The following is a 21,001-nucleotide window of genomic DNA, read 5'->3' as shown; positions in this document are numbered from 1 at the left end:
CACGCATGCGATACACACGAAAATATCCGAGAAGGAACTGACAGCATGACCACACAGGCCGCCGCGTCTGAAATCGTGATCGTCGGAGGCGGCATCTACGGTGCGAGCCTCGCCTATGAACTGGCGCAGGCCGGCAGGACCGTCACGCTGCTCGAGGCCGACGACATCGCGGCCGGCGCATCGGGCGGCTCCGGCGAACGGGGCGTGCGGGCAAACGGCCGCGACTTGCGCGAACTGCAAATGGCAACGGTCAGCTTTCCGCTCTGGGCGAGATATCAGGAACAGTTCGAAGGCGGCGTTGGCTACCGCCGGATCGGCGGCCTTCATCTCTTCAATATCCCGCGTGGCGCTCACGAGCATGAAGTGCGCGGCACCATGGAAGCCATGGCCATGACACAGAACGCACTTGGCGTTCCCTCCGAGCTTCTTGACCGAGACGAAACGCTGGAACGTGAGCCGAAGCTGTCGGGGGATCTGATCGGTTCGATCTACTGCCCGCACGACGGTGTGTGCGATCACACCTTCGCCACGCGGGCCTTCGCCGAACAGGCGCGCAAGGCTGGAGCGGCCCTGCGCACCGGCACGCGCGTCACCGAAATCCTCCACGACAAAGGGAGGGCAACCGGGGTCAAGCTGGCGAGCGGCGAAGTTGTGCCGGTTGGCGACAAACTCGTTCTCCTTGCCAACAATGGCGTGCTGCCGCTGCTGAAACCGGTTCTCCAGCCGCAGGAAATCATGCCCGTCATCACCCTGATGCCGCAGATGATGTTCGTCACCAACCCGCACGGCAAAAAGATCAATCATCTTCTCGGACATGCCCACCGCAAACTGTCGGTGAAGCAGCTCCTGGATGGGACATTGATGCTTTCAGGCGGCCAGAGCGTTGCCTATACGCCGGAGGGCCATTGGAAGGGGTCGCTCAGCGCAACAGCTCTCGGCCTGACCGATGCCATCGCGACCTTGCCCTTCATCGATGAGTCCGCCTTCCTGAAGGTCGATGCTTCCCGCGTCGAGAGTTGTGCGATTGACGGTATCCCGATCGTCGACACGCCTGCTGCCTTGCACAACACCATCTATGGGTTCGCCTGGACCGGCCATGGCTTCGCCATCGCCCTTGGCTTCGCCAAATACCTTACCGAGTGGATCGTCAGCGGTGAAAAGCCGCAAGCGCTCGAGGTCTTTTCGGGAAAACGATTTCAGGCGCCGCGTTCCAACTAGGGCGTCTCTTCCAATTGTCCTATTGGACGCCACCCTGTTCGAGACCCGTCGACCTCGAAGTACCGTCGTGCCAAAATCGACGTCAGGGCTCCGGCCGGCGAAAAGCAACGTTTTGCACATCAAATAGTCGGCTCTGGAATTTCAACCGAAAATCGAGCATGATGCGGCTTGGTATTTCGCAGGCCTGCTTCGCGCGCCGCGAAATATCCGGAGGAACGGGACATGGCCATTGCGCTTGTACTCGTTTTGATCGTCGTGGGCTCGGTGCTGTTCCACTTCCTGAGCCCATGGTGGTGGACGCCGATTGCCTCGAACTGGGACTATATCGACCACACCATCATCATCACGTTCTGGATCACCGGCGTCGTCTTCGCCGCCGTCGTTCTCTTCATGGCCTATTGTGTTTTCCGCTTCCGGCACAAGGAAGGCAACCGCGCCGCCTACGAACCGGAGAACAAGCGGCTGGAATCGTGGCTGACGATCGTCACCGCGGTCGGTGTCACCTCCTTGCTGGTTCCTGGCCTGTTCGTCTGGAGCCGCTTCGTCAACGTTCCGAGCGACGCCACCGAGATCGAGGTCATCGGCCAGCAATGGCAGTGGAGCTTCCGCTTGCCCGGCAAGGACGGCAAGCTCGGCACGTCGGACACCCGCGACGTATCATCTGAAAACCCGCTCGGTGTTATCCCCGGCGATCCCAACGGCCAGGACGATGTCGTGGTCGAAGCGGCGGATCTGCATCTGCCGGTCGGCAAGCCGGTCAAGGTGCTGCTGCGCTCGATCGACGTGCTGCACGATTTCTACATACCGGAATTCCGCGCCAAGATGGACATGATCCCGGGTTCGGTCACCTATTTCTGGTTCACCCCGACCAGGACCGGAAGCTTCCAGGTCCTGTGCGCCGAACTGTGTGGCCAGGGCCATCCCCTGATGCACGGCGTGGTCATGGTCGACACCGAACAGGACTACCTAGCCTGGCTCGGCCAGCAGCAGACTTTCGCGCAACTGTCGGCGCCCCAGAAAACAGGCTCGGCAGACCAGACGCCGGGCAGGACGATGCCGTCGGGTTTGAAGGTTGCAGCACAGCTCGAAACGGTCGGGTCTCGCTGAAAAGAACACGGAGGTGTTCCTATGGTCGACGTAACACCCGCAGATGCCGTTCCGCCCGCCGAAGTGGGCGAGATGGAACTCTACCATCCGCACAGTTGGTGGACGAAATACGTCTTCTCGCAAGACGCCAAGGTCATCGCCATCCAGTATTCGGCGACGGCAACGTCCATCGGCCTTGTGGCGCTGGTGCTGTCCTGGCTGATGCGGCTGCAGCTCGGTTTTCCCGGAACGTTCGACTTCATCACCCCGGAGGCCTACTACCAGTTCATCACCATGCACGGCATGATCATGGTGATCTATCTGCTCACCGCGCTCTTCCTCGGCGGCTTCGGCAACTATCTCATCCCGCTGATGGTCGGCGCGCGCGACATGGTCTTTCCCTATGTTAACATGCTGAGCTACTGGATCTACCTGCTAGCCGTCCTGGTTCTGGTGTCGAGCTTCTTCGCGCCGGGCGGACCGACAGGTGCCGGCTGGACGCTTTACCCGCCGCAAGCCATCATGAGCGGCACGCCAGGCGGCCAGGACTGGGGCATCATCCTGATGCTCTCCTCGCTGATCCTGTTCATCATCGGCTTCACCATGGGTGGCCTGAACTATGTCGTGACGGTGCTGCAGGGCCGCACGCGCGGCATGACGATGATGCGCCTGCCGCTGACGGTCTGGGGCATCTTCACCGCGACCGTCATGGCGCTGCTCGCCTTCCCGGCACTGTTCGTCGCCTGCGTGATGATGCTGCTTGACCGCACGCTCGGCACCTCCTTCTTCATGCCGGCGATCTCCGAGATGGGCGAGCAACTGCCGCACAATGGCGGCAGCCCGATCCTGTTCCAGCATCTGTTCTGGTTCTTCGGCCATCCCGAAGTCTACATCGTGGCGCTGCCGGCCTTCGGCATCGTATCCGATCTGATCAGCACCCATGCGCGCAAGAACATCTTCGGCTACCGGATGATGGTCTGGGCCATCGTCGGCATTGGCGCGCTGAGCTTCGTGGTCTGGGCGCACCACATGTATGTCAGCGGCATGAACCCCTATTTCGGCTTCTTCTTCGCCACCACGACATTGATCATCGCCGTTCCGACCGCCATCAAGGTATACAATTGGGTGCTGACCCTATGGCGCGGCGACATCCATCTCACCATTCCGATGCTGTTCGCGCTGGCCTTCATCGTCACCTTCGTCAATGGCGGGCTGACCGGGTTGTTTCTCGGCAACGTCGTCGTCGATGTTCCGCTGTCCGACACAATGTTCGTCGTCGCCCATTTCCATATGGTCATGGGTGTCGCCCCGATTATCGTGGTGTTCGGCGCGATATACCATTGGTACCCGAAGGTCACCGGCCGCATGCTCGACGAGACGCTCGGCCGGTTCCATTTCTGGGTCACCTTCCTCGGCGCCTACCTGATTTTCTTCCCCATGCATTATCTCGGCCTGATGGGCGTGCCGCGGCGTTATGCCGAACTGACCGACATGACCATAATGACGGAGTCGGCCCATCACCTGAACTCGTTCATCAGCATCATGGCCTTCATCGTCGGCTTCGCCCAGATGGTCTTCCTGTTCAACCTGATCTGGAGCATCCGCCATGGCCGCGAGGCCGGCGGCAACCCGTGGCGGGCCACGACGCTGGAATGGCAGACGCCGCAAACACCACCGGCGCATGGCAATTTCGGCAAGGACCTGCCGATCGTCTACCGCTGGGCCTACGACTACAGCGTGCCGGGTGCCAAGGAGGACTTCATCCCGCAGAACGTGCCGGGCGCCTTCGCCCCCTCCAGGGAGCCGGCATGAGTGTCATCCTGGTCTTCTTGCTCGTGATCGCCGGCTTTGCCGGCTGGTGGCTTTCGCACCAGCGGCTGACAGCGAAGCCATGGCTCGAACAAGGTCTGGCCAGCGACATTGTCGGCTTCGACCGGTCGGCGCTGCCCACCGCCAAGATCGGCCTCGGCGTTTTCCTCGCCGTCGTCGGCTGCCTGTTCGCGCTCTTCACCAGCGCTTATTTCATGCGGATGGCAGTGTCGGACTGGCAGCCGCTGCCGTTGCCGCGCCTGCTCTGGCTGAACACCGGCGTGCTGGTGCTGAGCAGCGTCGCGTTGCAATGCGCCGTATTTGCCGCGCGCAAAGGCCAGATCGACAACGTCCGGCTCGGCCTTGCCACGGCCGGGTTGACCGCGATCGCCTTCCTGGTCGGACAACTTGTGGCGTGGCAGCAACTGACCGAAGACGGCTACCTGCTCAGCGCCAATCCCGCCAACAGCTTTTTCTACCTGATCACCGGCATGCATGGCCTGCACATACTGGGCGGTCTGATCGGTCTCGGCAGGACGACCGCCGGCGCCTGGAACGGAGTGCGGCCGCAGCGGCTGCGCCTAAGCGTCGAACTCTGCGCCATGTACTGGCATTTCCTGCTCTTCGTCTGGCTGGCCATCTTCGCCCTTTTGGCCGGCTGGGCTGCGACGTTCATCGATATTTGCCGGCAACTGCTGACCTAGGAGATAGGGATGGCTGAGACAGTGACGCACACCGGCCAAATGAGGCCAAGACCAGCTGGCTGGCATGGCATTGCCGCCGACTGGGCCTCCGACCAGCGCGCGTTCAAGAACGTGTCCTGGGGCAAGGCCATGATGTGGATTTTCCTGCTCAGCGACACCTTCATCTTCGGCTGCTTCCTACTCTCCTATATGACCGCGCGCATCTCCACGCGCGTGCCGTGGCCAAACCCGAGCGAGGTCTTCGCGCTGCGCATCGGCGGCCAGGAAATCCCCCTGATCCTGATCGCCATCATGACCTTCGTGCTGATCTCGAGCAGCGGAACCATGGCGATGGCGGTGAATTTCGGCTATCGCCGCGACCGCCGCAAAACCGCGATCCTGATGCTTCTGACGGCTGCGTTGGGCGCGACCTTCGTCGGCATGCAAGCCTTCGAATGGACCAAGCTGATCACCGAAGGGGTACGGCCCTGGGGCAACCCCTGGGGCGCGGCGCAGTTCGGTTCATGCTTCTTCATGATCACCGGCTTCCACGGCACGCATGTGACGATCGGGGTGATCTTCCTGATCATCGTGGCGCGCAAAGTCTGGCGCGGAGATTATGACACCGGGCGGCCCGGCTTCTTCACCAGCCGCAAGGGCCGTTACGAGAACGTCGAGATCATGGGGCTCTACTGGCATTTCGTCGATCTGGTCTGGGTGTTCATCTTCGCTTTCTTCTATCTTTGGTGAGAGGCAGATATGGCTGAAGCAACCGCAAACGGCCTCGGGCAACACGCACTTCACGCACATGATGCGCCGGTGGCGGCCGCCCATGCCGAAGTTCACCAGGAACACCCGATCAAGCTCTATCTGGTGGTCTGGGCGTGGCTGTTCATCCTCAGCACCTGCTCCTATCTGGTCGATTATTCGGCCTGCACGGCTATCTCAGATGGTCGCTGATCCTGATCTTCATGATCCTCAAGGCTGGGCTGATTGTCGCTGTCTTCATGCATATGGCCTGGGAACGGCTGGCGCTCGCCTATGCGATCATCCTGCCGCCGATACTGGTGCTTGTGTTCGTGGCGATGATGCTCTTCGAGGCCGATTACACGCTTTTGACCCGGATGACGTTTTTCGGCGCTGGCCCCTGACCCGCACTCCGGGCCGGCCGGCGACAACCGCAGCCGGAAAGCCCGCGCCGCTTGCTAGTCGGCGGCCTTGAAACAAGCGGCCGCTGGTGCATTTCTCCTGGTACCGGAAACGACAGGAGGAACGAATTGCCCTCGTTTCCGCATGCGTCGCAAACTCAAGCAAGAGGGACGCCAAAAATGACCATCGCAAACAGACTTAGGGAATTTATCGACGGCAAGGGAATTTCCTACGACACCGTCCCGCACCATCGCACATCCACCAGCAGGCAGTCGGCAATAGCCGCACATGTGCCCGGCAGCATCATGGCCAAGTCAGTGGTCGTTCACCACGAACTCGGCTATGCGCTGGCCGTGGTTCCGAGCACGCACAGGATCGAGCTCGGCAGGTTGCAGGACCTCATGGACAGACGCCTCGGCCTCGCCTCCGAAGATGAGGTGGTTTCCCTCTTCGGCGATTGCGACATCGGCGCCGTCCCACCGATCGGCGCGGCCTACGATGTGCCGGTGATCCTCGATGAAAGCCTCGGCAACGCCGCCGACATCTATTTCGAGGGCGGCGACCACCGGACGCTGGTGCATGTAAGCGGCAAGGACTTCCGCAACCTGACCAGGGATGCACGCCAGGCCCGCTTCAGCCACGCTGCCTACTGAACCTGATCCTGTCGCGCCGGCGCGCCCTCGCCGACGCGACAAAAGCTGGAACGGCTCAGTTTGCCGGTCTGGCGGAGGCCGGCGGCTCTACGACCTTGCGGTAGACATGCCAGGTGGCGTGACCGAGGATCGGCAGCACGACCGCCAGTCCCGCGAACACCGGCACGGAGCCGATGATCAGCGCGACAGCGACGATCAATCCCCAGACAGCCATGGTGATCGGGTTCGCCATAACCGCCCGCACCGAGGTGTGGATGGCCTCGTAGGCGCCCACATCGCGGTCGAGCAGCAGCGGGAAAGCAACCACCGTCGTGCACAACACCACGACGGCGAAGACGAAGCCGATGGCGTGTCCGAGGATGATCAGCGTCCAGCCGCGCCCGGTGGCGAATATCTGATTGATGAAGCCGGATATCGATTCCGGCGGCGCCGGGCCAAACAGATATTGGTAGAACATCTGCGCAGTCAGGAGCCACGCGATGAAGATCGCAAACAGCATGATCCCGACCGCCGCGATCGCCGGCAAAGCCGGGGAATTCCGGACCTCGAAAGCGTGCCGCCAGGACGTATCGAGCCCGGCCTCCCGCCTGCGGCTGATCTCATAGAGGCCGATCGCCGCGAACGGGCCGATCAGCGCAAAGCCGGACACCAGCGGAAACAGCAAGGGCAGCGCATTGGCGCCCGATGTCCAGGCGGCGAGCACGACGCCGACGAGCGGGTAGATCAGGCAGAGAAAGACAATATGCGAGGGCTTGACCATGAAATCATCGACGCCGCGCCTGAGTGCGTCGAAGAGGTCGGAAACACCGATCTTTCGAATTCTCATATGCTCCAGCGTCTCGCTGGCACCTGCAATCACGTGAAAGCTCGCCATGACCGTTCCTCCAGATCAGGTCCGGCAAGGTCGGGGGGTTCACGGTGCCACCGATGTGCATGGCTGGCCACGCAAACGCGACCTGCACTGCCCCTAACATACTCTCTTGTGCGGGACTTGTCGCCTTGTTGGTAAGGGTTGGTGGTGGCGGGCGGGACGCTGGCCCCGGAAGTCTTTCTTCGATATTCTCACACAGTGCCGCGCGCCCCTTTTTGGCGCGCCCGGGACGCTGCAGGCACTTTGATTGGCGCAGGATCTCCCGCCCGGAGGTCAGCGAGGCGAAAATCGATCCGGTTTTTCGCAGCTTTGCGCGAGGTCGAAGGTGTAGGTCATGGACGCAAGGACAGTTCTCATACTTGGCCTCGGCATAGTCATTCTGCTGCTGCTGGGATTTTGTGCGCTGCCATCGTAACGGATCAGCGTGCGGTCTTAGCGTGGCACTGCCAACCGTTCAAACGCCGGCTGAAACCAGCGCGCGCATGATGACGGTGTCGGCAAGCAGCGCGGCGAAGATCGCGAAAAGATAGATGATCGAGTAGGCAAACAGCGCCTTGGCGGGCTTCAGTTCCTTTTCGGCAGCGGCCAGGACCTTCCAGGCGTGCCAGATAAAACCCGCGCCCAATACGGCCGAGACGATTCCGTAGTAACCGCTGGCGAATCCGACGGCCCAAGGCAGCACGCCGGCCGGCGCCAGAAGCAGCGCATAGGCAAGGATCTGCTTCTTCGTCGAAGCCGGGCCGGCCACATTCGGCATCATTGGAATGCCGGCGGCGGCGTAGTCGCCGACCTTGAACAGCGCCAGCGCCCAGAAATGCGGTGGCGTCCACAGGAAGATGATCAGGAACAGGACCAGGCTTTCGACGCCGACGGCGCCGGTGGCCGCCGCCCAGCCGATGACTGGAGGAAGAGCGCCGGCGGCGCCGCCAATGACGATGTTCTGCGGCGTCGAGCGTTTCAGCCACATCGTGTAGATGACGACGTAGAAGAAGATGGTGAAGGCCAGCAGCGATGCGGCGAGCCACCCAACCAACAAGCCGAGCGTCATGACCGAAAACCCGGCAAGCACCAGGCCGAAGCCGAGCGCCTCGCCTGGCATGATGCGGCCAGACGGAACCGGCCGCTTTGACGTACGTGACATCAGCGCGTCGATGTCAGCGTCATACCACATGTTGAGAGCCCCGGCCGCCCCTGCCCCGATCGCAATCGCACCGATGGCGATCACGGCGATGATCGGATTCATCGCAACGGGAGCCACCATCAGGCCGACGAAAGCGGTGAAGATGGAGAGCGCCATGACGCGCGGCTTCAGCAGCGCGAAGAAATCGGCGGCCATCGCTTCCGAGAGACGGACGCCGGTGTTGTCCCCGAGGTGGCTTTCCTTAGTCGACATTGCAGGCGACCACCGATGGAAGCAGGCAAGCTAGGCCATGGTCCCGAACTGAACGCCCACGCGGGCGAAAACCGAACCCTGTTTTTGCTTACGCTGTCCCTTTGATTCCAATAAGATCACGGTAAAACAAGGTGTTAGACGAATGGCGGAGGAGCCAGGTCACTTGGAGAACGTTTTCAGATAGGCAATGACGTTGGCCACGTCTGCATCGTTCTTGAGGCCGGGAAACGTCATCTTGGTGCCTTTGACCATGGCCCTGGGATCGTGAAGGTAGGTCGTCAGCGTTGGCTCGTCCCATTTGACGCCGGATTTGCCTGCCGCAATCATGGCATCGGAATATTTAAAATCCGGATGCGTACCGGCCGTGCGGCCGATGACGCCGTGCAGCGATGGACCGATCTTGTTCTTGTCCTCGTTTGCAATGTGGCAGACTTGGCATTTGGTGAAGACCTTCTCACCAGCCGCGGCATCCTGTGCCCGCGACGGATGCGCGATGAAGATCGTAACGGAGACCGCAGCGAAAAACGCTATAGCGCGCATGGCATTCCCTCCCTGATCGCCATTTATGCCTCGGACGATCGAATATCTCTCCCCGGTGGAATTGCAGTACTTACATACCATGGAATCCAGGCGGCGGGTAGAAAAAGCCAAACATTGCGGAGGTTTAGTAACCAGACGCGCTCATGGAGGAGCGGTCCGGCAGGTTCCGGCGATCTGCTCGACCGCCTCTTCGAGCCCGGCAAGGTCGAAATCCGCCTGGCCACGGCCTGACAACAATCCGAACCGCCAGGAAAGCGACAGCCGGCTTGCGGGAACAAGGCGCTTGATGCCGTCGGCGCCGTCGCGCACCAGCATTCGGCCGCGAGACCCGACCGACCAACTCTCGTCGAACTTGCCGCCGCCGTCGACGGAGACCGACATGGTGATCTTGCGGCTGGCCGAAACCTTGTCATTCAATTGCAGCCATTCGGTCCAGCGCGGTTCGCCGTCTGCCCGGCAGGCGATGGTCAGCACCGGGCTATAACTCAAGGCACCGCCGCCCGTGATCAGCTTGTTGGTGCCGTGAAGCGAAGCGGTGACAAGGCCATCGTCGTCCGTGCCGAAGCGCCAGTCGCCCGCAAGCGCGTCGGCTTGCGTGAGATCACAGGCGAAGGCCAGAACAAGCGCCAAGGCGACGGTACGCCCCGTTTCGAAGAATAGGCTCAACGCCCCCTCCAGGAACCACACGGTTTGCAGCAACAGCGCAGATAGTGATTAGCGCTTGGTTTAGCCAAGTGCCACCTACCGCGAAGCGAATCGGCTGTTGCAGTTTCGCAACGAAAAAGGCCGCCCCGAGGGCGGCCTTCGTCGATTCCATCAAGTACGAGAAACTTATTCAGCGTCCTTGGCAGCCTTTTTCTTCGGCGCCGCCTTCTTCTTCGGCTCTTCTGCCTCGTCGCCGGCCTCGCTCGCCTTGGCCTCAGCCTTCTTGGCCGCGGCCTTCTTGGCGGGCTTCGCCTTGGTCGTGGTTTCCGCTTCCTCGTCGTCGGCCATCAGCTCTTCCTTGCTGACCTTGACGTCGGTGACCGAGATCTGGCCGAGCAGGTGATCGACCACCTTCTCCTCGAACATCGGCGCGCGCAGCGCGTTCAGCGCCTCGGGGTTGTTGCGGTAGAACTCGAAAGCTTCCTGTTGCTGGTTGGCCGGGAAGCGGCGAACCTGCTCGAACAGGCCGCGCTGCAATTCCTCGTCCGATACGGTGACACCGGCCTTCTCGCCGATCTCGGCCAGCACCAGGCCGAGGCGCACGCGGCGCTCGGCAAGACGCAGATATTCGGCGCGGGCTTCTTCTTCGGTCGTCTCTTCGTCAGCGAAGGTACGGCCGGCGGCTTCCAGGTCACGGTTGACCTGGGCCCAGATGTTGTTGAACTCGGCGTCAATGAGCTTCGACGGTGCCTCGAACGAATAGGCCGCATCGAGCTGGTCGAGCAGCTGGCGCTTGACCTTCTGGCGCGTCATCGAGCCGAACTGGTTCTCGATCTGGCCGCGCACGATCTCACGCAGGCGCTCCAGCGATTCCAGGCCAAGGTTCTTGGCGGTCTCGTCGTTGATTTCCAGTTCGCCAGGCTTCGACACTTCCTTGACGGTGACGTCGAAGGTCGCTTCCTTGCCGGCCAGATGCGCCGCCTGGTAGTTTTCCGGGAAGGTCACGGTGACCTGCTTCTCGTCGCCGGCCTTGGAGCCGATAAGCTGGTCCTCGAAGCCCGGAATGAACTCCTTGGAGCCCAGCACCAGCGGCTGGTCGGTGCCGGCGCCGCCGGCAAAAGCTTCGCCGTCGATCTTGCCGACATAGTCGATGCTGACGCGGTCGCCTTCGGCGGCCTTGCCGGTCTTCGGCTCGTAGCTACGCGCCGATTCGGCGACGCGCTTGACCTGATCGTCGATCTCGGCGTCCGGCACGTCGAACACCTGGCGCGTCACCTTGATGTCGGAGAGATCCTTGATCTCGATCGCCGGAATGATCTCGTAATTGAGGCGGAATTCGAAATCGGTGCCGCCGGCCAGGATCTTCTCGGCTTCCTTCTCGTCCTCGGTCATGATGACTTCGGGCTGCATGGCGGCCTTTTCGCCGCGGCCGGTAATGATCGAACGGGTCGAATCGTTGAGGATCTCGTTGACCACTTCGGCCATGAACGACTTGCCATAGACCTTGCGCAGGTGCTGCACCGGCACCTTGCCCGGCCGGAAGCCGTTGATGCGAACCTTGTTGCGGGCGTCCGACAGCCGCGCCATCAGCTTGGCTTCCATGTCACCGGCCGGCACGGTGATCTTGATCTCGCGCTTGAGACCGGAGTTGAGCGTTTCGGTGACCTGCATCGTAAAACCTTTGTTTTCACCAATGAGACTGCCACGGCCTCTGCCGTTTACAGCCTGCCGGTATAATCTTGCCGGGAATGGCTTTTGGTACGGAACCTGGCGATTTGACCGAAACTACGGCTCAAACTCTCCCAAACTGCGTTCCAAAATGTGAATAAGTTCTTGTTTTTCCTACTTCTTATCACATTCTGTAGAAGCGGATCGTCGCGTCCCGTCACATTTGACACGCCTTTTGTCACAGGCGAGGCTAATTTTCAACAGTCTTCGCGCTTAGGCGAATAACCAACATTTCGGCCCTGACCCGACATCTCGTCTCTGACATTGACAGAATGATGGCTACATGGGATTGCCGGAGCGCTGCGGGTATGGCGGAACTGGTAGACGCACCAGATTTAGGTTCTGGCGAGAGATCGTGGGGGTTCGAGTCCCTCTACCCGCACCACCCTTCGCTCTGCGAGCTCCGGGTGGCAGGCCATCTGAAACCGTTAGCTTCTGATCGCCTCGTCAAATGACCGCTATCGCGTCGACCTCTATGAGGTAGCCTGGGGACATTATCGCTACCCCGACCACCACATTGGCTGGTTTGTGATCTCCAAACAGCGAAATCTGCGCTTCTTCAATGATCGGAACGTGTTCATCGCGCCTGTAATCGACAATGTAGATCGTGATCTTGCAAACGTGCTCAGGGCGTGCACCTGCCGCATTGAGCGCTCGACCGAGATTGCCGAATGCCAGGCGCGCTTGCGCCGCAAAATCACCATGCCCAACGAGCTTGCCGTGTATGTCTTCGGGCTGCTGACCTGAGACGAATACCAGCGTGGATCCCGTCGCGACGACAACCTGCGTGTACATTTCTGGAACTGGCAGATCATCGGGGTTGATGAGTTCGAGCGGCACTGAACAATCTCCTGCTTCGTTCGACTGAAATCGACATTGGCGATCACCGCGCGCACCGCAGCTATCGGCATGGCCCCGCGCGAAATCTTCGAGGGCGACGCGCCAGCGCCGGCGCGTCAATCATGAGTATGCAGCCTAGTACAGCGGCTCCTCGAACAGCGTCTTGTCGCCATCGACCAGCGCCTTGATCTGCGCGGTACCATCGCTGGCAAGGGCAAGCCGTATCCCGAATGGACGCACACGCATGTCGTTCTGGATCGCCATACCCTGGCCTTCCGGCAGGTAGAAGCGTTCGATGCCGTAATCCGGTGCGATTGTCGCGCCTTCCTCGCGCAGATCCCAGCCGGCCGCGACATGACCTGCAATGTCCGCTTCATCGGCCGCGGCCGGCGCCGGCGGCCTGCCGAACCAGGCGGTGGTCGGCGCCCAATAGCCGTCGGCGCCCTTCTTCAGGCGGACCATGATCGACGTATCGTCGCTGGAAAATTTGTCGGCGGGGATGTTGGCGATCATCTTCACCGGTATGCGCGTGATGCTGTAGCTGAGGATGATGTAGTCGCCGCGCAGCAGGTCGCGCGGATCGACGGGTTCGATCTTCAGGAGCACTTCCTTGCCGCTGCGCAGGATCGCCGCCCGCCCTGCAATGATCCAGCTCAGGAAGCCGATCTGGACGAGCGCCAATACCAGCGCCGAGACAACAAGCCTCTTTCCGGTCATCATGCGGTGGCTCCTCCGGTGGCCGGACCCTTCATGCGTTTTTCGACGCGGATGATGATGATGGCGAGGATGCCGAGCAGCACCGCTGCCGCGAGAAAGAAGCCGGCGGTGTCGAGCATCGACTGCAAGGTCACGACATAGATGATGGCGAGTTCGAAGGCGAAGCCGAGATAGGCCAGCCAGCGCAGCCCGCGGCTTTCCCGTCCCGCCAGCACGATTGCCGCAACGATGCCGGCCAGCGCCACCACCGAGGCGAGGGCGAAGCCGCTATTGTAGCTGCTTTCATCCGCGAGTGAGAACTGGATCATCGCCAGGCCAGTGAGGAAGCCGAACAGCGCATGCAGCGGCAAACGGCCGCCAAGCTGCACGATCCTGTCCACCGGGTCGGGCGCGAAGACGGCAGCCGCGAACAGCAATGCCGACACGACGACCAGCGGGATCGCCACCCGCAGCGTCTCATGATCCGTGACCAGCAGCGTGAGATAGAAGAGCAGCGACAGGATGATCAGGTGGCGAGCGGCCTGGCTGCGGGTCCAGAACGAGATCGCAAACAGCACGATCGCCATGACGACGAAGAAATGCGGAAATTCGCTGCGGTTGTAGTAGTCGTATCCTTTCAGGAACAGCCAGGCATCGGCGATGCCCACCGAAGCGACCGTCAGCGGGTTCGACCTGAGCGCCACCGCCGCCAGCGCCGTGCCGGCGCCCCAGGTGACCAGCGCGGACGCCTCGTCGCCGGACAAGTGATACATCTGGCCGATCAGGGCGATCGAACCGCCGAAGGCCGCCGCCGCCACGATCCACAGCGCTTCGCCGATCGCCGCATGGTCGCGCGTCTTCAGCACCGCGCCGCCGACATAGCCGCCAAGGATGATGGCAAACAGCGCTGCCACCCGCGCCAGCCGCGGGATGGCGTCCCAGTTGGCGGCGACGAAGATCAGGATGGCCGCGCCAAACAGCAGGGCCGCCATCATCGCCAGGATCGAACCGAAGCTCAGTGATTTGCGCGTATTGGCCTCGACGTCACGCGTCAGGGCATCGGCCGTCGCGGCATCGATCAGGCCTGTCTGCAGCCATCGCGCGATGTCGGCTCTGACCCGTGTCGAATAGCCCGCCATGTCCTGCCTCCCCGCTAGGTCGTTTTTTTCAGCCGAACCAGCCAAACCGTTGACGTCACGGCACTTTCCGATTCTGGCTTCTTTGTGTCAGGTCCGTGAAGGCTCGTTAATGTTGCATTGCACAATTTGCATTGCTGCCATGCAGCCATAGCGCTTTTAAATCGATATGAGCCCGCCTATTTATGGTTCGTACACAAACGGAATGATCCGCAAGAAAGACGAAACGAGAACTACCATGAACCTGATCCGCAACTACCGCAACTGGCGCCGCTACAGGGACACCGTGTCCGAGCTGAGCCGCCTGAGCAACCGTGAACTGACCGACCTCGGCATCAGCCGCAGCGACATTCCTTACGTCGCTCGCAAGGCGGTCTAATTCTTCGGACCGCAAATGGTCCGAACAAGTTTCTGAAAAGAGAACGACAATGAACCTGATCCGCAACTATCGTAACTGGCGCGTTTATCGCGAGACGGTTACCGAGCTGGGTCGCCTTTCGAACCGCCAGCTGCATGATCTCGGTATCGTCCGCGACGAAATCAAGATCATCGCCCGCCGGGCGATCTAACGGAATTTCGCTGGGGTCGACCTCCTCCCCGACCTCCAGCGAACGGTCAGCCCTTATCCTCCTCCCGAGGGTTGACCACCAAAACGGCGCCCGCCGCACCTCCTCCCGCGGCGGGCGCTGTTCCCCGGAGCGAAACGGATTTTGCTCCAAAGGGTTTTGCCCCTTTTAAAAATGGCAAAAGAGATTTCGTCAAAGCCGACCTCCTCCCCGGCAATGACGAATAGGCCCGACCTTCACCTCCTCCCGAGGGTTGGCCAACCAAACGGCGCCCGCCGCACCTCCTCCCGCGGCGGGCGTTGTTTCCCCCGGGGCAAAACGGATTTTGCCCAAAAGGGTTTCGCCCCCTTTCAAAACGCGAAAGAGATTTCGTCAAAGCCGACCTCCTCCCCGGCGATGACGAATACGGTCGATCTTCACCTCCTCCCGAGGATCGACCCCCAAAACGACACCCGCCGGACCTCCTCCCCCGGCGGGTGTTGTTGTATTCAGTGCCTGGTTTCGCCATCTGCGTTTGCCCGCACCAAGCACGGCAATTGCAATCGCCGCCCCAAGCGATTATTCCGGCGCTCATGAGCAAAAATCCCATCCATATCATCGGCGGCGGTCTCGCCGGTTCCGAAGCCGCATGGCAGGCGGCGCAAGCCGGCGTTCCCGTGGTGCTGCATGAAATGCGCCCGGTTCGCGGCACGGACGCGCACAAGACCGATGGCCTGGCCGAGCTCGTCTGTTCCAATTCCTTCCGCTCCGACGACGCCGAGAACAACGCGGTCGGCCTGCTGCACGCCGAGATGCGGCTGGCCGGCTCCTTGATCATGAGCGCAGGCGACGCCAACCAGGTGCCGGCCGGCGGCGCGTTGGCCGTCGACCGCGACGGTTTCTCCGAGGCCGTCACGAAAAAGCTCGAAGCGCACCCGCTGATCACCATCCAGCGCGAGGAAGTGCCTGGCCTGCCGCCTGCCGACTGGGACCAGGCGATCATCGCCACGGGGCCTTTGACCGCGCCATCCCTTGCCCAGTCGATTGCCGAGGCGACCGGCGCCGATGCGCTCGCCTTCTTCGACGCCATCGCGCCGATCATCCATTTCGACACGATCGACATGGACACCTGCTGGTTCCAGTCGCGCTACGACAAGGTCGGCCCCGGTGGTACCGGCAAGGACTACATCAACTGTCCGATGGACAAGGAGCAGTACCTTGCCTTCGTGCAGGCACTGGTCGACGGCCAGAAGACCGAATTCAAGCAGTGGGAAGGCACGCCCTATTTCGATGGCTGCCTGCCGATCGAGATCATGGCCGAACGCGGCGTCGAGACGCTGCGCTATGGTCCGATGAAGCCGATGGGGCTGACCAATGCGCACAATCCGACCGTCAAGGCCTATGCCGTCGTCCAGCTGCGGCAGGACAATGCGCTGGGCACGCTCTACAACATGGTCGGCTTCCAGACCAAACTGAAGCACGCCGAGCAGGTGCGGGTGTTCCGCACCATTCCCGGCCTCGAAAATGCCGATTTCGCCCGCCTCGGCGGCCTGCACCGCAACACCTACATCAACTCGCCGACCTTGCTTGATGCCTCGCTGCAGCTGAAGTCGCGCCCCGGTCTGCGTTTCGCCGGCCAGATCACCGGCTGCGAAGGCTATGTCGAGAGCGCGGCTATCGGTCTGCTCGCCGGCCGCTTCGCCGCCGCCGAGCGGCTCGGCCAGGCGCCGTCGCTGCCGCCGCTGACCACCGCCTTCGGCGCGCTGCTCAACCACATCACCGGCGGCCACATCGTCTCGGAGGACGAACCCGGAAAACGCTCCTTCCAGCCGATGAACGTCAATTTCGGCCTGTTCCCGCCGCTGGAGGCTGGCACGAAATTGCGTCCTGACGGTTTCGAGGGCCGCTTCCGCGGCAAGGACAAATCGGTTGCCAAGAAGAAGGCGACGACGGCACGGGCGTTGGCCCACTGCCGTGCATGGCTCGGCTTGCCGGCGCAGACCCTGGCAGCGGAATAAACGGATTTACGTTTAAGCGGCGGCGGGCTAGCTTGCGGCCCTCATCGTCGGGGGCCATCCATGTTTCCGGGTAGATCTGTTCTGGCCTTCGTTATTTTGTCTGCTTGCGCGGGCTGTACCACAGCGCCGGAGGCGCTGCAGTCGCTCGGTGACCGCAACTACATGCGGTATGCGACAGGCAAGCCCTACACGCAGATTGCATCGCAAAGCCAGATGTCTGTCGAAGGTCTGGCAGGCGCGACCATCTACGGGCCGATGATCGGCGCGTATCGCCTGGCGGACGGCGATACGGTCTATCGACATATCGACAACGTGGAATCCACGCGAACGAATGTGGATGCCGGGGTCCTGATGCAGCGCGAAAGCGTTGGCACGCGCTACCGGCTTGCCTATTTTCGCGTTGGTCCCGACGGTATCGTCAAGGATTGGGCGACTGGTGCCTTGCCGGGCGAACGGCTCGGTTGCACATGGTATGCGGGTGGCTTCGTCCAGCAGTGTAGCAGTGAAACGCAGCGCCTGCAGAGCCTTGCCGTCTATAACTCGCTGGTGCGAACATCGAACGATAGACTCCTGCCTTCATGGGGTGTTCCCGTCACTGACGCGCAACAGCCCAAAGCCAGCTGACCGGGCTGGTCGGGCCGTCACGACGGCCATGGCGCACATGACCCGCGAGAGGCCCGATGTTTTGCTCGACGAAGCAGTAGACCGGGTGAAGAGCCGAATTTCGCAAGTGGCGGCACGAGACAATGGTGATGTGGTGGCTTGAAGTCCAATGAACATCACTTGGCGAGAGATCGCTTTTCAACTTGAACCGGATGTCGCGCAGAAGGCAGCGAAGGCCTGGTCGTGGCTTTTGCCAGAGCCTTGGACGCCGCTTGTCTGCTCAATGGTGGGAGGCTTGTTTGTCGAACGACCGAACAGTGGGGTTCATTGGTTGGACACCGGGACGGGCCTGGTCGAGCAGGTAGCTCACAGCAGGACGGACTTTGAGGAGATGATCAGGACTGCTGCCAATCGCGTTGACGAATGGTTCCTGCCACCGCTTGTCGAACGTCTTCACGCCGCCGGGCAAGAAGCCGAAGGCGGGAGAATGCTACGACTTCACCATCCTGCCCGTCTTCGCCGAGGGCAAATTTGACGTCGAGAACATGTTCGTAATTCCGGTCACAGAGCAGTTCATCGGTATGGCCGATCTTCATCGCCAATTAAACGAATTGCCTGACACCTCAAAGGTGCGGATCAAGGTCGTCGACTAGGCTCGTACGCTACTCCGCCGGCTCCGCGCTCGCTCCCGGCAGGCCCGGCTTGCCCGCCTCTGACGGATTTCTCCGCACATAAGCCGCCTTCAGTGTCTCCGAGGTCTCGCGCGAACCGTCATGGCTCCAGCCGGGCGGCTTGATCAGGTAGTTCAGACGCTCGCCCAAAGTCAGTCCAGGCGCGAAGGCATCCCTGAACATGCCGATCCATTCGTGGAACGCCACTTTCAGCGGGTTGAAGGTGCCGAGATTCCTAACGATGCCGTAGCGCGGCCGGTCCTCTTCCAGCTCTTCGACGAAGGTGCCGAACATGCGGTCCCAGATGATCAGCGTGCCGGCATAATTGGCGTCGAGATAGCGCGGATTGGTGGCGTGGTGGACGCGGTGGTGCGAGGGCGTGTTGAAGATGAATTCGAACCAGCCCCACATCTTGCCGATCGTCTCGGTGTGGATCCAGAACTGCCAGACCAGATTGAAGCCGAAGGTGAAGGCAATCACCGCCGGATGGAAGCCGAGCAGCACCAAAGGCGCCTGCAGCACGAACATGAAGGTGAACAGGCCGGTCCAGCTTTGCCTGAGCGCCGTCGATAGATTGTAGTGCTGGCTTGAATGATGGTTGACATGCTCGGCCCACACCCAACGCACCCGGTGCGCGATGCGGTGATAAACATAGTAGCGCAAATCATCGAGCAGGAAGGCGGCCAGGAAGACCCAGACCGACAGGCCGAGATTGAAGAAACGGAACTGCCAAAGCCACAGCAGCGCCCAGTAGGAGACGACGCCAAGCAGCAGCCCGGCGACGACATTGCCGGTGCCCATCATCAGGCTGGTCAGCGTGTCGCGTGTCTCGAACGAGCCCTTGGCGCGGCCGGTGCGCACCAGCCAGAGCTCGATCAGGATGGCGGCGACGAAGAACGGAATGGCGAGCTGGGTGACCTGCGGAAAATCATAGCTGTCCATCACGCGGCCTCGCTGGCGGCATCTGATTGGCGTGCTTCAAGAGCGTTAAGCAAGGCCTGTAGATCGCCGGCATTGGCGAAGCGGAAGCGGCCGCCCTTCCAGGTGAAGTCCTTCAGCCGCATCAGAATTGTGTTCGTCTCTTCGGAACTGGACACCGAGACGTCCGCAGCCGTGACGATACGCGTCAAGAAGCAGTCGCCGATGCTGTGAACGATGCCGGTGCGCCCTCGCCCAAGGTCCAGGAATGCCGTCTTGGCGTCCGCCGTCAGGCGGACTGTTTGCGCCACTTCATCCGGAAAATCCTCGGCGAAACGGTGCAACGCCTGATCCGGATTGGCCAGTGTGGCCGCCTTGCTGCCGCCGGTGAAATGCACCGCGGCAACCGACAGCGCAATGCCAAGGACGACGATCGCGACCAGAACGGGCAAGCTCATGGATTTCCTCCGGGCCGGCCTGTCGTCTTCGGCGACAGTTCCCAGCTCGGCCGAATCCTTAGCATGATTGACGTTTACGTCAAAGTGCCAGCCAGCCCTTGCTCGCGCGCCGCAACAGCAGCCAGTGCCGGCGCAAGGCGGACAGCCTCGCGACGCCGTCGAGCGGTGATTGGCGCGAGCCTTCCATCTTGTCGAGATAGGCGCGCGACAGCGCCAGCGGCAGGAATGCCGGTCGCAACGATGCCGGCAGCCCTGCGGCGCCCTGCTCGAAAGCGAAAAGATGTTCGCGCGCCAGCGCGATCATCGCCGCCACGGCGCGCCGCGCTCCAGGCCTGCCATCGCCGGCAACAAACTCTTCGGGCGACGACCCCGCCGCCGCCAGTATCTCGGCCGGGACAAAACACTGCCCGCGCTTACGGTGCAGCGGCAGCAGAAGCAGGAGGCCGGTCATGGCCTGCGCGCAGCCGGCCCTGCCGGCGAGTTCGGCGAAGCGAGGCGCCTCGGAGGGATCGAGCATCATTGCCGCAAGCTGGATGAGCGCGGCCGCCGTCTCGCCGCAATAGCCTTCCAGATCGGTGCGCGAGGGCATCGGATCGTCATAGAGATCGAAGATGCGCGCTTCGAGCATGTTATCGAAGGCCAATTTCGGCAGGCGATGGGCGGAAATTGTCGCCTTCAGCGCGTCGGCAACGGGATGGCCGATGCCTGTGCCATCATAGTCGGCGGCGATGAGGTCACGCCACCATTGCAGCCGCACCTCGCCCGGCAAAGCTTCATGAATGCGGTCGCGGATGCCGGCAATTTCGGCATTGAAAGCGTAGAGCGAAAACAGCGCATCGCGCTTCTCGGCCGGCGCGTAGAGCACCGTCAGATACCGATCATGGTCGGCGGCGCGCACCGCGTCCATGACGATTTTGGCATTTTCATACATATCAATCGACGGCGATGAGCGCGGCAGCCACGGCGCGGTCTTCCGCCAGAAGCACATTGTAGGTCCGCACCGCGGCGCCCGTCGACATCGGGTCGGAGGCGATGCCTGCCTCCTTCAACGCCAGCCGCAGCGCCGCCGGCAACGGCCGCAAATCCTTGCCCATGCCGACCAGCAGGATCTCGACCTTGTCGGCTTCGGCCAGAAGTTTTTCGAAATCCGCCACCGTCAACGCTGAAGTATCCGCCGGCTCCCAGCCATGAATTCCGGATGGCAGGCACAGCAGCGAGCCGCGATGCGACATGTCGGCAAAGCGGAAACCGCCATTGCCATAGGCCTCGATCGGCGCGCGGCCGGGGAAATGCGCCTCGCGGATGACGATGCCTTTGCCGGTCACCACTTTGTCACCCCTT

23 protein-coding genes, 1 tRNA gene and 1 pseudogene are annotated in these 21,001 nt (G+C 61.6%); 13 read left to right on the top strand and 12 right to left on the bottom strand.

Annotated elements, in window-relative coordinates; genetic code table 11:
• Positions 1–45 precede the first annotated feature (45 nt).
• From AC0V8S_RS20035 to AC0V8S_RS20005, 7 genes and pseudogenes are all read left to right on the top strand, one after another.
• Positions 46–1,218 carry an NAD(P)/FAD-dependent oxidoreductase gene (locus AC0V8S_RS20035; protein ID WP_475432917.1) on the top strand — a complete coding sequence of 391 codons (1,173 nt, stop codon included), beginning with the start codon at positions 46–48 and terminating at the stop codon, positions 1,216–1,218.
• A gap of 222 nt (positions 1,219–1,440) precedes the next feature.
• Complete coding sequence (locus tag AC0V8S_RS20030; RefSeq protein WP_475432916.1) at positions 1,441–2,325, top strand: cytochrome c oxidase subunit II; 885 nt, start codon at positions 1,441–1,443, stop codon at positions 2,323–2,325.
• Between the two features lie 21 nt (positions 2,326–2,346).
• A complete protein-coding gene (ctaD, locus tag AC0V8S_RS20025; RefSeq protein ID WP_095199928.1) occupies positions 2,347–4,116 on the top strand; it encodes a cytochrome c oxidase subunit I in 1,770 nt (589 codons plus the stop codon).
• On the top strand, positions 4,113–4,817 hold the full coding sequence (locus AC0V8S_RS20020) for a cytochrome c oxidase subunit 3 (RefSeq protein WP_183460196.1): 705 nt from the start codon (positions 4,113–4,115) through the stop codon (positions 4,815–4,817). Before ctaD ends, AC0V8S_RS20020 begins: the two co-directional genes overlap by 4 nt.
• Before the next feature lie 9 nt (positions 4,818–4,826).
• The gene (locus AC0V8S_RS20015) at positions 4,827–5,546 is read left to right on the top strand and encodes a heme-copper oxidase subunit III family protein (protein WP_475432915.1); all 720 of its coding nucleotides are present in this window, start codon (positions 4,827–4,829) and stop codon (positions 5,544–5,546) included.
• Positions 5,547–5,555: 9 nt separating this feature from the next.
• Positions 5,556–5,947, top strand: a pseudogene (locus tag AC0V8S_RS20010) (cytochrome C oxidase subunit IV family protein).
• Between the two features lie 177 nt (positions 5,948–6,124).
• Positions 6,125–6,598 (top strand): aminoacyl-tRNA deacylase, encoded by a 474-nt coding sequence (locus tag AC0V8S_RS20005; RefSeq protein ID WP_183460200.1) that lies wholly within the window; start codon positions 6,125–6,127, stop codon positions 6,596–6,598.
• 55 nt (positions 6,599–6,653) lie between these two features.
• Here the strand turns inward: AC0V8S_RS20005 and AC0V8S_RS20000 are convergent, their stop codons facing one another.
• The 5 genes from AC0V8S_RS20000 to tig form a co-directional block, all read right to left on the bottom strand.
• Complete coding sequence (locus tag AC0V8S_RS20000) at positions 6,654–7,472, bottom strand: DUF2189 domain-containing protein (RefSeq protein WP_096446722.1); 819 nt, start codon at positions 7,470–7,472, stop codon at positions 6,654–6,656.
• 451 nt (positions 7,473–7,923) lie between these two features.
• Complete coding sequence (locus tag AC0V8S_RS19995) at positions 7,924–8,862, bottom strand: heme o synthase (RefSeq protein WP_475432914.1); 939 nt, start codon at positions 8,860–8,862, stop codon at positions 7,924–7,926.
• A 159-nt stretch (positions 8,863–9,021) separates the two neighbouring features.
• The gene (locus AC0V8S_RS19990) at positions 9,022–9,402 is read right to left on the bottom strand and encodes a c-type cytochrome (protein WP_183460206.1); all 381 of its coding nucleotides are present in this window, start codon (positions 9,400–9,402) and stop codon (positions 9,022–9,024) included.
• Between the two features lie 141 nt (positions 9,403–9,543).
• Complete coding sequence (locus AC0V8S_RS19985) at positions 9,544–10,068, bottom strand: hypothetical protein (RefSeq protein WP_183460208.1); 525 nt, start codon at positions 10,066–10,068, stop codon at positions 9,544–9,546.
• Between the two features lie 165 nt (positions 10,069–10,233).
• Complete coding sequence (tig, locus tag AC0V8S_RS19980; RefSeq protein WP_475432913.1) at positions 10,234–11,718, bottom strand: trigger factor; 1,485 nt, start codon at positions 11,716–11,718, stop codon at positions 10,234–10,236.
• A 359-nt stretch (positions 11,719–12,077) separates the two neighbouring features.
• On the opposite strand from tig, the gene AC0V8S_RS19975 reads away from it, so the two are divergent.
• Positions 12,078–12,160 (top strand) — tRNA-Leu (locus AC0V8S_RS19975).
• A gap of 62 nt (positions 12,161–12,222) precedes the next feature.
• Here AC0V8S_RS19975 and AC0V8S_RS19970 read toward each other — a convergent pair.
• The 3 genes from AC0V8S_RS19970 to AC0V8S_RS19960 form a co-directional block, all read right to left on the bottom strand.
• A complete protein-coding gene (locus AC0V8S_RS19970) occupies positions 12,223–12,615 on the bottom strand; it encodes a RidA family protein (RefSeq protein ID WP_475432912.1) in 393 nt (130 codons plus the stop codon).
• 135 nt (positions 12,616–12,750) lie between these two features.
• Positions 12,751–13,335, bottom strand: a complete 585-nt coding sequence (locus AC0V8S_RS19965; protein WP_096446732.1) for a GDYXXLXY domain-containing protein — start codon at positions 13,333–13,335, stop codon at positions 12,751–12,753.
• The gene (locus AC0V8S_RS19960) at positions 13,332–14,450 is read right to left on the bottom strand and encodes a DUF2157 domain-containing protein (protein WP_475432911.1); all 1,119 of its coding nucleotides are present in this window, start codon (positions 14,448–14,450) and stop codon (positions 13,332–13,334) included. Before AC0V8S_RS19960 ends, AC0V8S_RS19965 begins: the two co-directional genes overlap by 4 nt.
• 235 nt (positions 14,451–14,685) lie before the next feature.
• On the opposite strand from AC0V8S_RS19960, the gene AC0V8S_RS19955 reads away from it, so the two are divergent.
• From AC0V8S_RS19955 to AC0V8S_RS19935, 5 genes are all read left to right on the top strand, one after another.
• A complete protein-coding gene (locus AC0V8S_RS19955) occupies positions 14,686–14,826 on the top strand; it encodes a DUF1127 domain-containing protein (protein ID WP_013531315.1) in 141 nt (46 codons plus the stop codon).
• Between the two features lie 49 nt (positions 14,827–14,875).
• Positions 14,876–15,016, top strand: a complete 141-nt coding sequence (locus tag AC0V8S_RS19950; RefSeq protein ID WP_019858543.1) for a DUF1127 domain-containing protein — start codon at positions 14,876–14,878, stop codon at positions 15,014–15,016.
• A 569-nt stretch (positions 15,017–15,585) separates the two neighbouring features.
• Positions 15,586–17,010: a methylenetetrahydrofolate--tRNA-(uracil(54)-C(5))-methyltransferase (FADH(2)-oxidizing) TrmFO gene (trmFO, locus tag AC0V8S_RS19945; RefSeq protein WP_475432910.1), complete on the top strand. Its 1,425-nt coding sequence runs from the start codon at positions 15,586–15,588 to the stop codon at positions 17,008–17,010.
• A 60-nt stretch (positions 17,011–17,070) separates the two neighbouring features.
• Positions 17,071–17,634, top strand: coding sequence for a hypothetical protein (locus tag AC0V8S_RS19940; RefSeq protein ID WP_475432909.1), 564 nt, complete (start codon positions 17,071–17,073; stop codon positions 17,632–17,634).
• Between the two features lie 419 nt (positions 17,635–18,053).
• On the top strand, positions 18,054–18,266 hold the full coding sequence (locus AC0V8S_RS19935) for a hypothetical protein (protein ID WP_183460221.1): 213 nt from the start codon (positions 18,054–18,056) through the stop codon (positions 18,264–18,266).
• Positions 18,267–18,275: 9 nt separating this feature from the next.
• Here AC0V8S_RS19935 and AC0V8S_RS19930 read toward each other — a convergent pair whose 3' ends face one another.
• From AC0V8S_RS19930 to AC0V8S_RS19915, 4 genes are all read right to left on the bottom strand, one after another.
• Complete coding sequence (locus tag AC0V8S_RS19930; protein ID WP_183460223.1) at positions 18,276–19,226, bottom strand: sterol desaturase family protein; 951 nt, start codon at positions 19,224–19,226, stop codon at positions 18,276–18,278.
• Positions 19,226–19,660 (bottom strand): hypothetical protein, encoded by a 435-nt coding sequence (locus tag AC0V8S_RS19925; protein WP_475432908.1) that lies wholly within the window; start codon positions 19,658–19,660, stop codon positions 19,226–19,228. Before AC0V8S_RS19925 ends, AC0V8S_RS19930 begins: the two co-directional genes overlap by 1 nt.
• A gap of 79 nt (positions 19,661–19,739) precedes the next feature.
• Complete coding sequence (locus tag AC0V8S_RS19920; protein WP_183460225.1) at positions 19,740–20,591, bottom strand: phytoene/squalene synthase family protein; 852 nt, start codon at positions 20,589–20,591, stop codon at positions 19,740–19,742.
• A gap of 1 nt (position 20,592) precedes the next feature.
• Entirely contained in the window at positions 20,593–20,988 is a 396-nt protein-coding gene (locus AC0V8S_RS19915) for an Mth938-like domain-containing protein (protein ID WP_183460227.1), read from the bottom strand.
• Between the last annotated feature and the right edge of the window lie 13 nt (positions 20,989–21,001).

Source organism: Mesorhizobium oxytropidicola, assembly GCF_056174625.1.
This window is presented reverse-complemented; position numbering and strand designations above follow the sequence as displayed.

Coding starts and splice junctions, on each gene's coding strand:
- AC0V8S_RS20035 (WP_475432917.1), top strand. CDS start 46: ATGACCACACAGGCCGCCGCGTCTGAAATCGTGATCGTCGGAGGCGGC.
- AC0V8S_RS20030 (WP_475432916.1), top strand. CDS start 1,441: ATGGCCATTGCGCTTGTACTCGTTTTGATCGTCGTGGGCTCGGTGCTG.
- ctaD (WP_095199928.1), top strand. CDS start 2,347: ATGGTCGACGTAACACCCGCAGATGCCGTTCCGCCCGCCGAAGTGGGC.
- AC0V8S_RS20020 (WP_183460196.1), top strand. CDS start 4,113: ATGAGTGTCATCCTGGTCTTCTTGCTCGTGATCGCCGGCTTTGCCGGC.
- AC0V8S_RS20015 (WP_475432915.1), top strand. CDS start 4,827: ATGGCTGAGACAGTGACGCACACCGGCCAAATGAGGCCAAGACCAGCT.
- AC0V8S_RS20005 (WP_183460200.1), top strand. CDS start 6,125: ATGACCATCGCAAACAGACTTAGGGAATTTATCGACGGCAAGGGAATT.
- AC0V8S_RS20000 (WP_096446722.1), bottom strand. CDS start 7,472: ATGGCGAGCTTTCACGTGATTGCAGGTGCCAGCGAGACGCTGGAGCAT.
- AC0V8S_RS19995 (WP_475432914.1), bottom strand. CDS start 8,862: ATGTCGACTAAGGAAAGCCACCTCGGGGACAACACCGGCGTCCGTCTC.
- AC0V8S_RS19990 (WP_183460206.1), bottom strand. CDS start 9,402: ATGCGCGCTATAGCGTTTTTCGCTGCGGTCTCCGTTACGATCTTCATC.
- tig (WP_475432913.1), bottom strand. CDS start 11,718: ATGCAGGTCACCGAAACGCTCAACTCCGGTCTCAAGCGCGAGATCAAG.
- AC0V8S_RS19965 (WP_096446732.1), bottom strand. CDS start 13,335: ATGATGACCGGAAAGAGGCTTGTTGTCTCGGCGCTGGTATTGGCGCTC.
- AC0V8S_RS19960 (WP_475432911.1), bottom strand. CDS start 14,450: ATGGCGGGCTATTCGACACGGGTCAGAGCCGACATCGCGCGATGGCTG.
- AC0V8S_RS19955 (WP_013531315.1), top strand. CDS start 14,686: ATGAACCTGATCCGCAACTACCGCAACTGGCGCCGCTACAGGGACACC.
- AC0V8S_RS19950 (WP_019858543.1), top strand. CDS start 14,876: ATGAACCTGATCCGCAACTATCGTAACTGGCGCGTTTATCGCGAGACG.
- trmFO (WP_475432910.1), top strand. CDS start 15,586: ATGAGCAAAAATCCCATCCATATCATCGGCGGCGGTCTCGCCGGTTCC.
- AC0V8S_RS19940 (WP_475432909.1), top strand. CDS start 17,071: ATGTTTCCGGGTAGATCTGTTCTGGCCTTCGTTATTTTGTCTGCTTGC.
- AC0V8S_RS19930 (WP_183460223.1), bottom strand. CDS start 19,226: ATGGACAGCTATGATTTTCCGCAGGTCACCCAGCTCGCCATTCCGTTC.
- AC0V8S_RS19925 (WP_475432908.1), bottom strand. CDS start 19,660: ATGAGCTTGCCCGTTCTGGTCGCGATCGTCGTCCTTGGCATTGCGCTG.
- AC0V8S_RS19920 (WP_183460225.1), bottom strand. CDS start 20,591: ATGTATGAAAATGCCAAAATCGTCATGGACGCGGTGCGCGCCGCCGAC.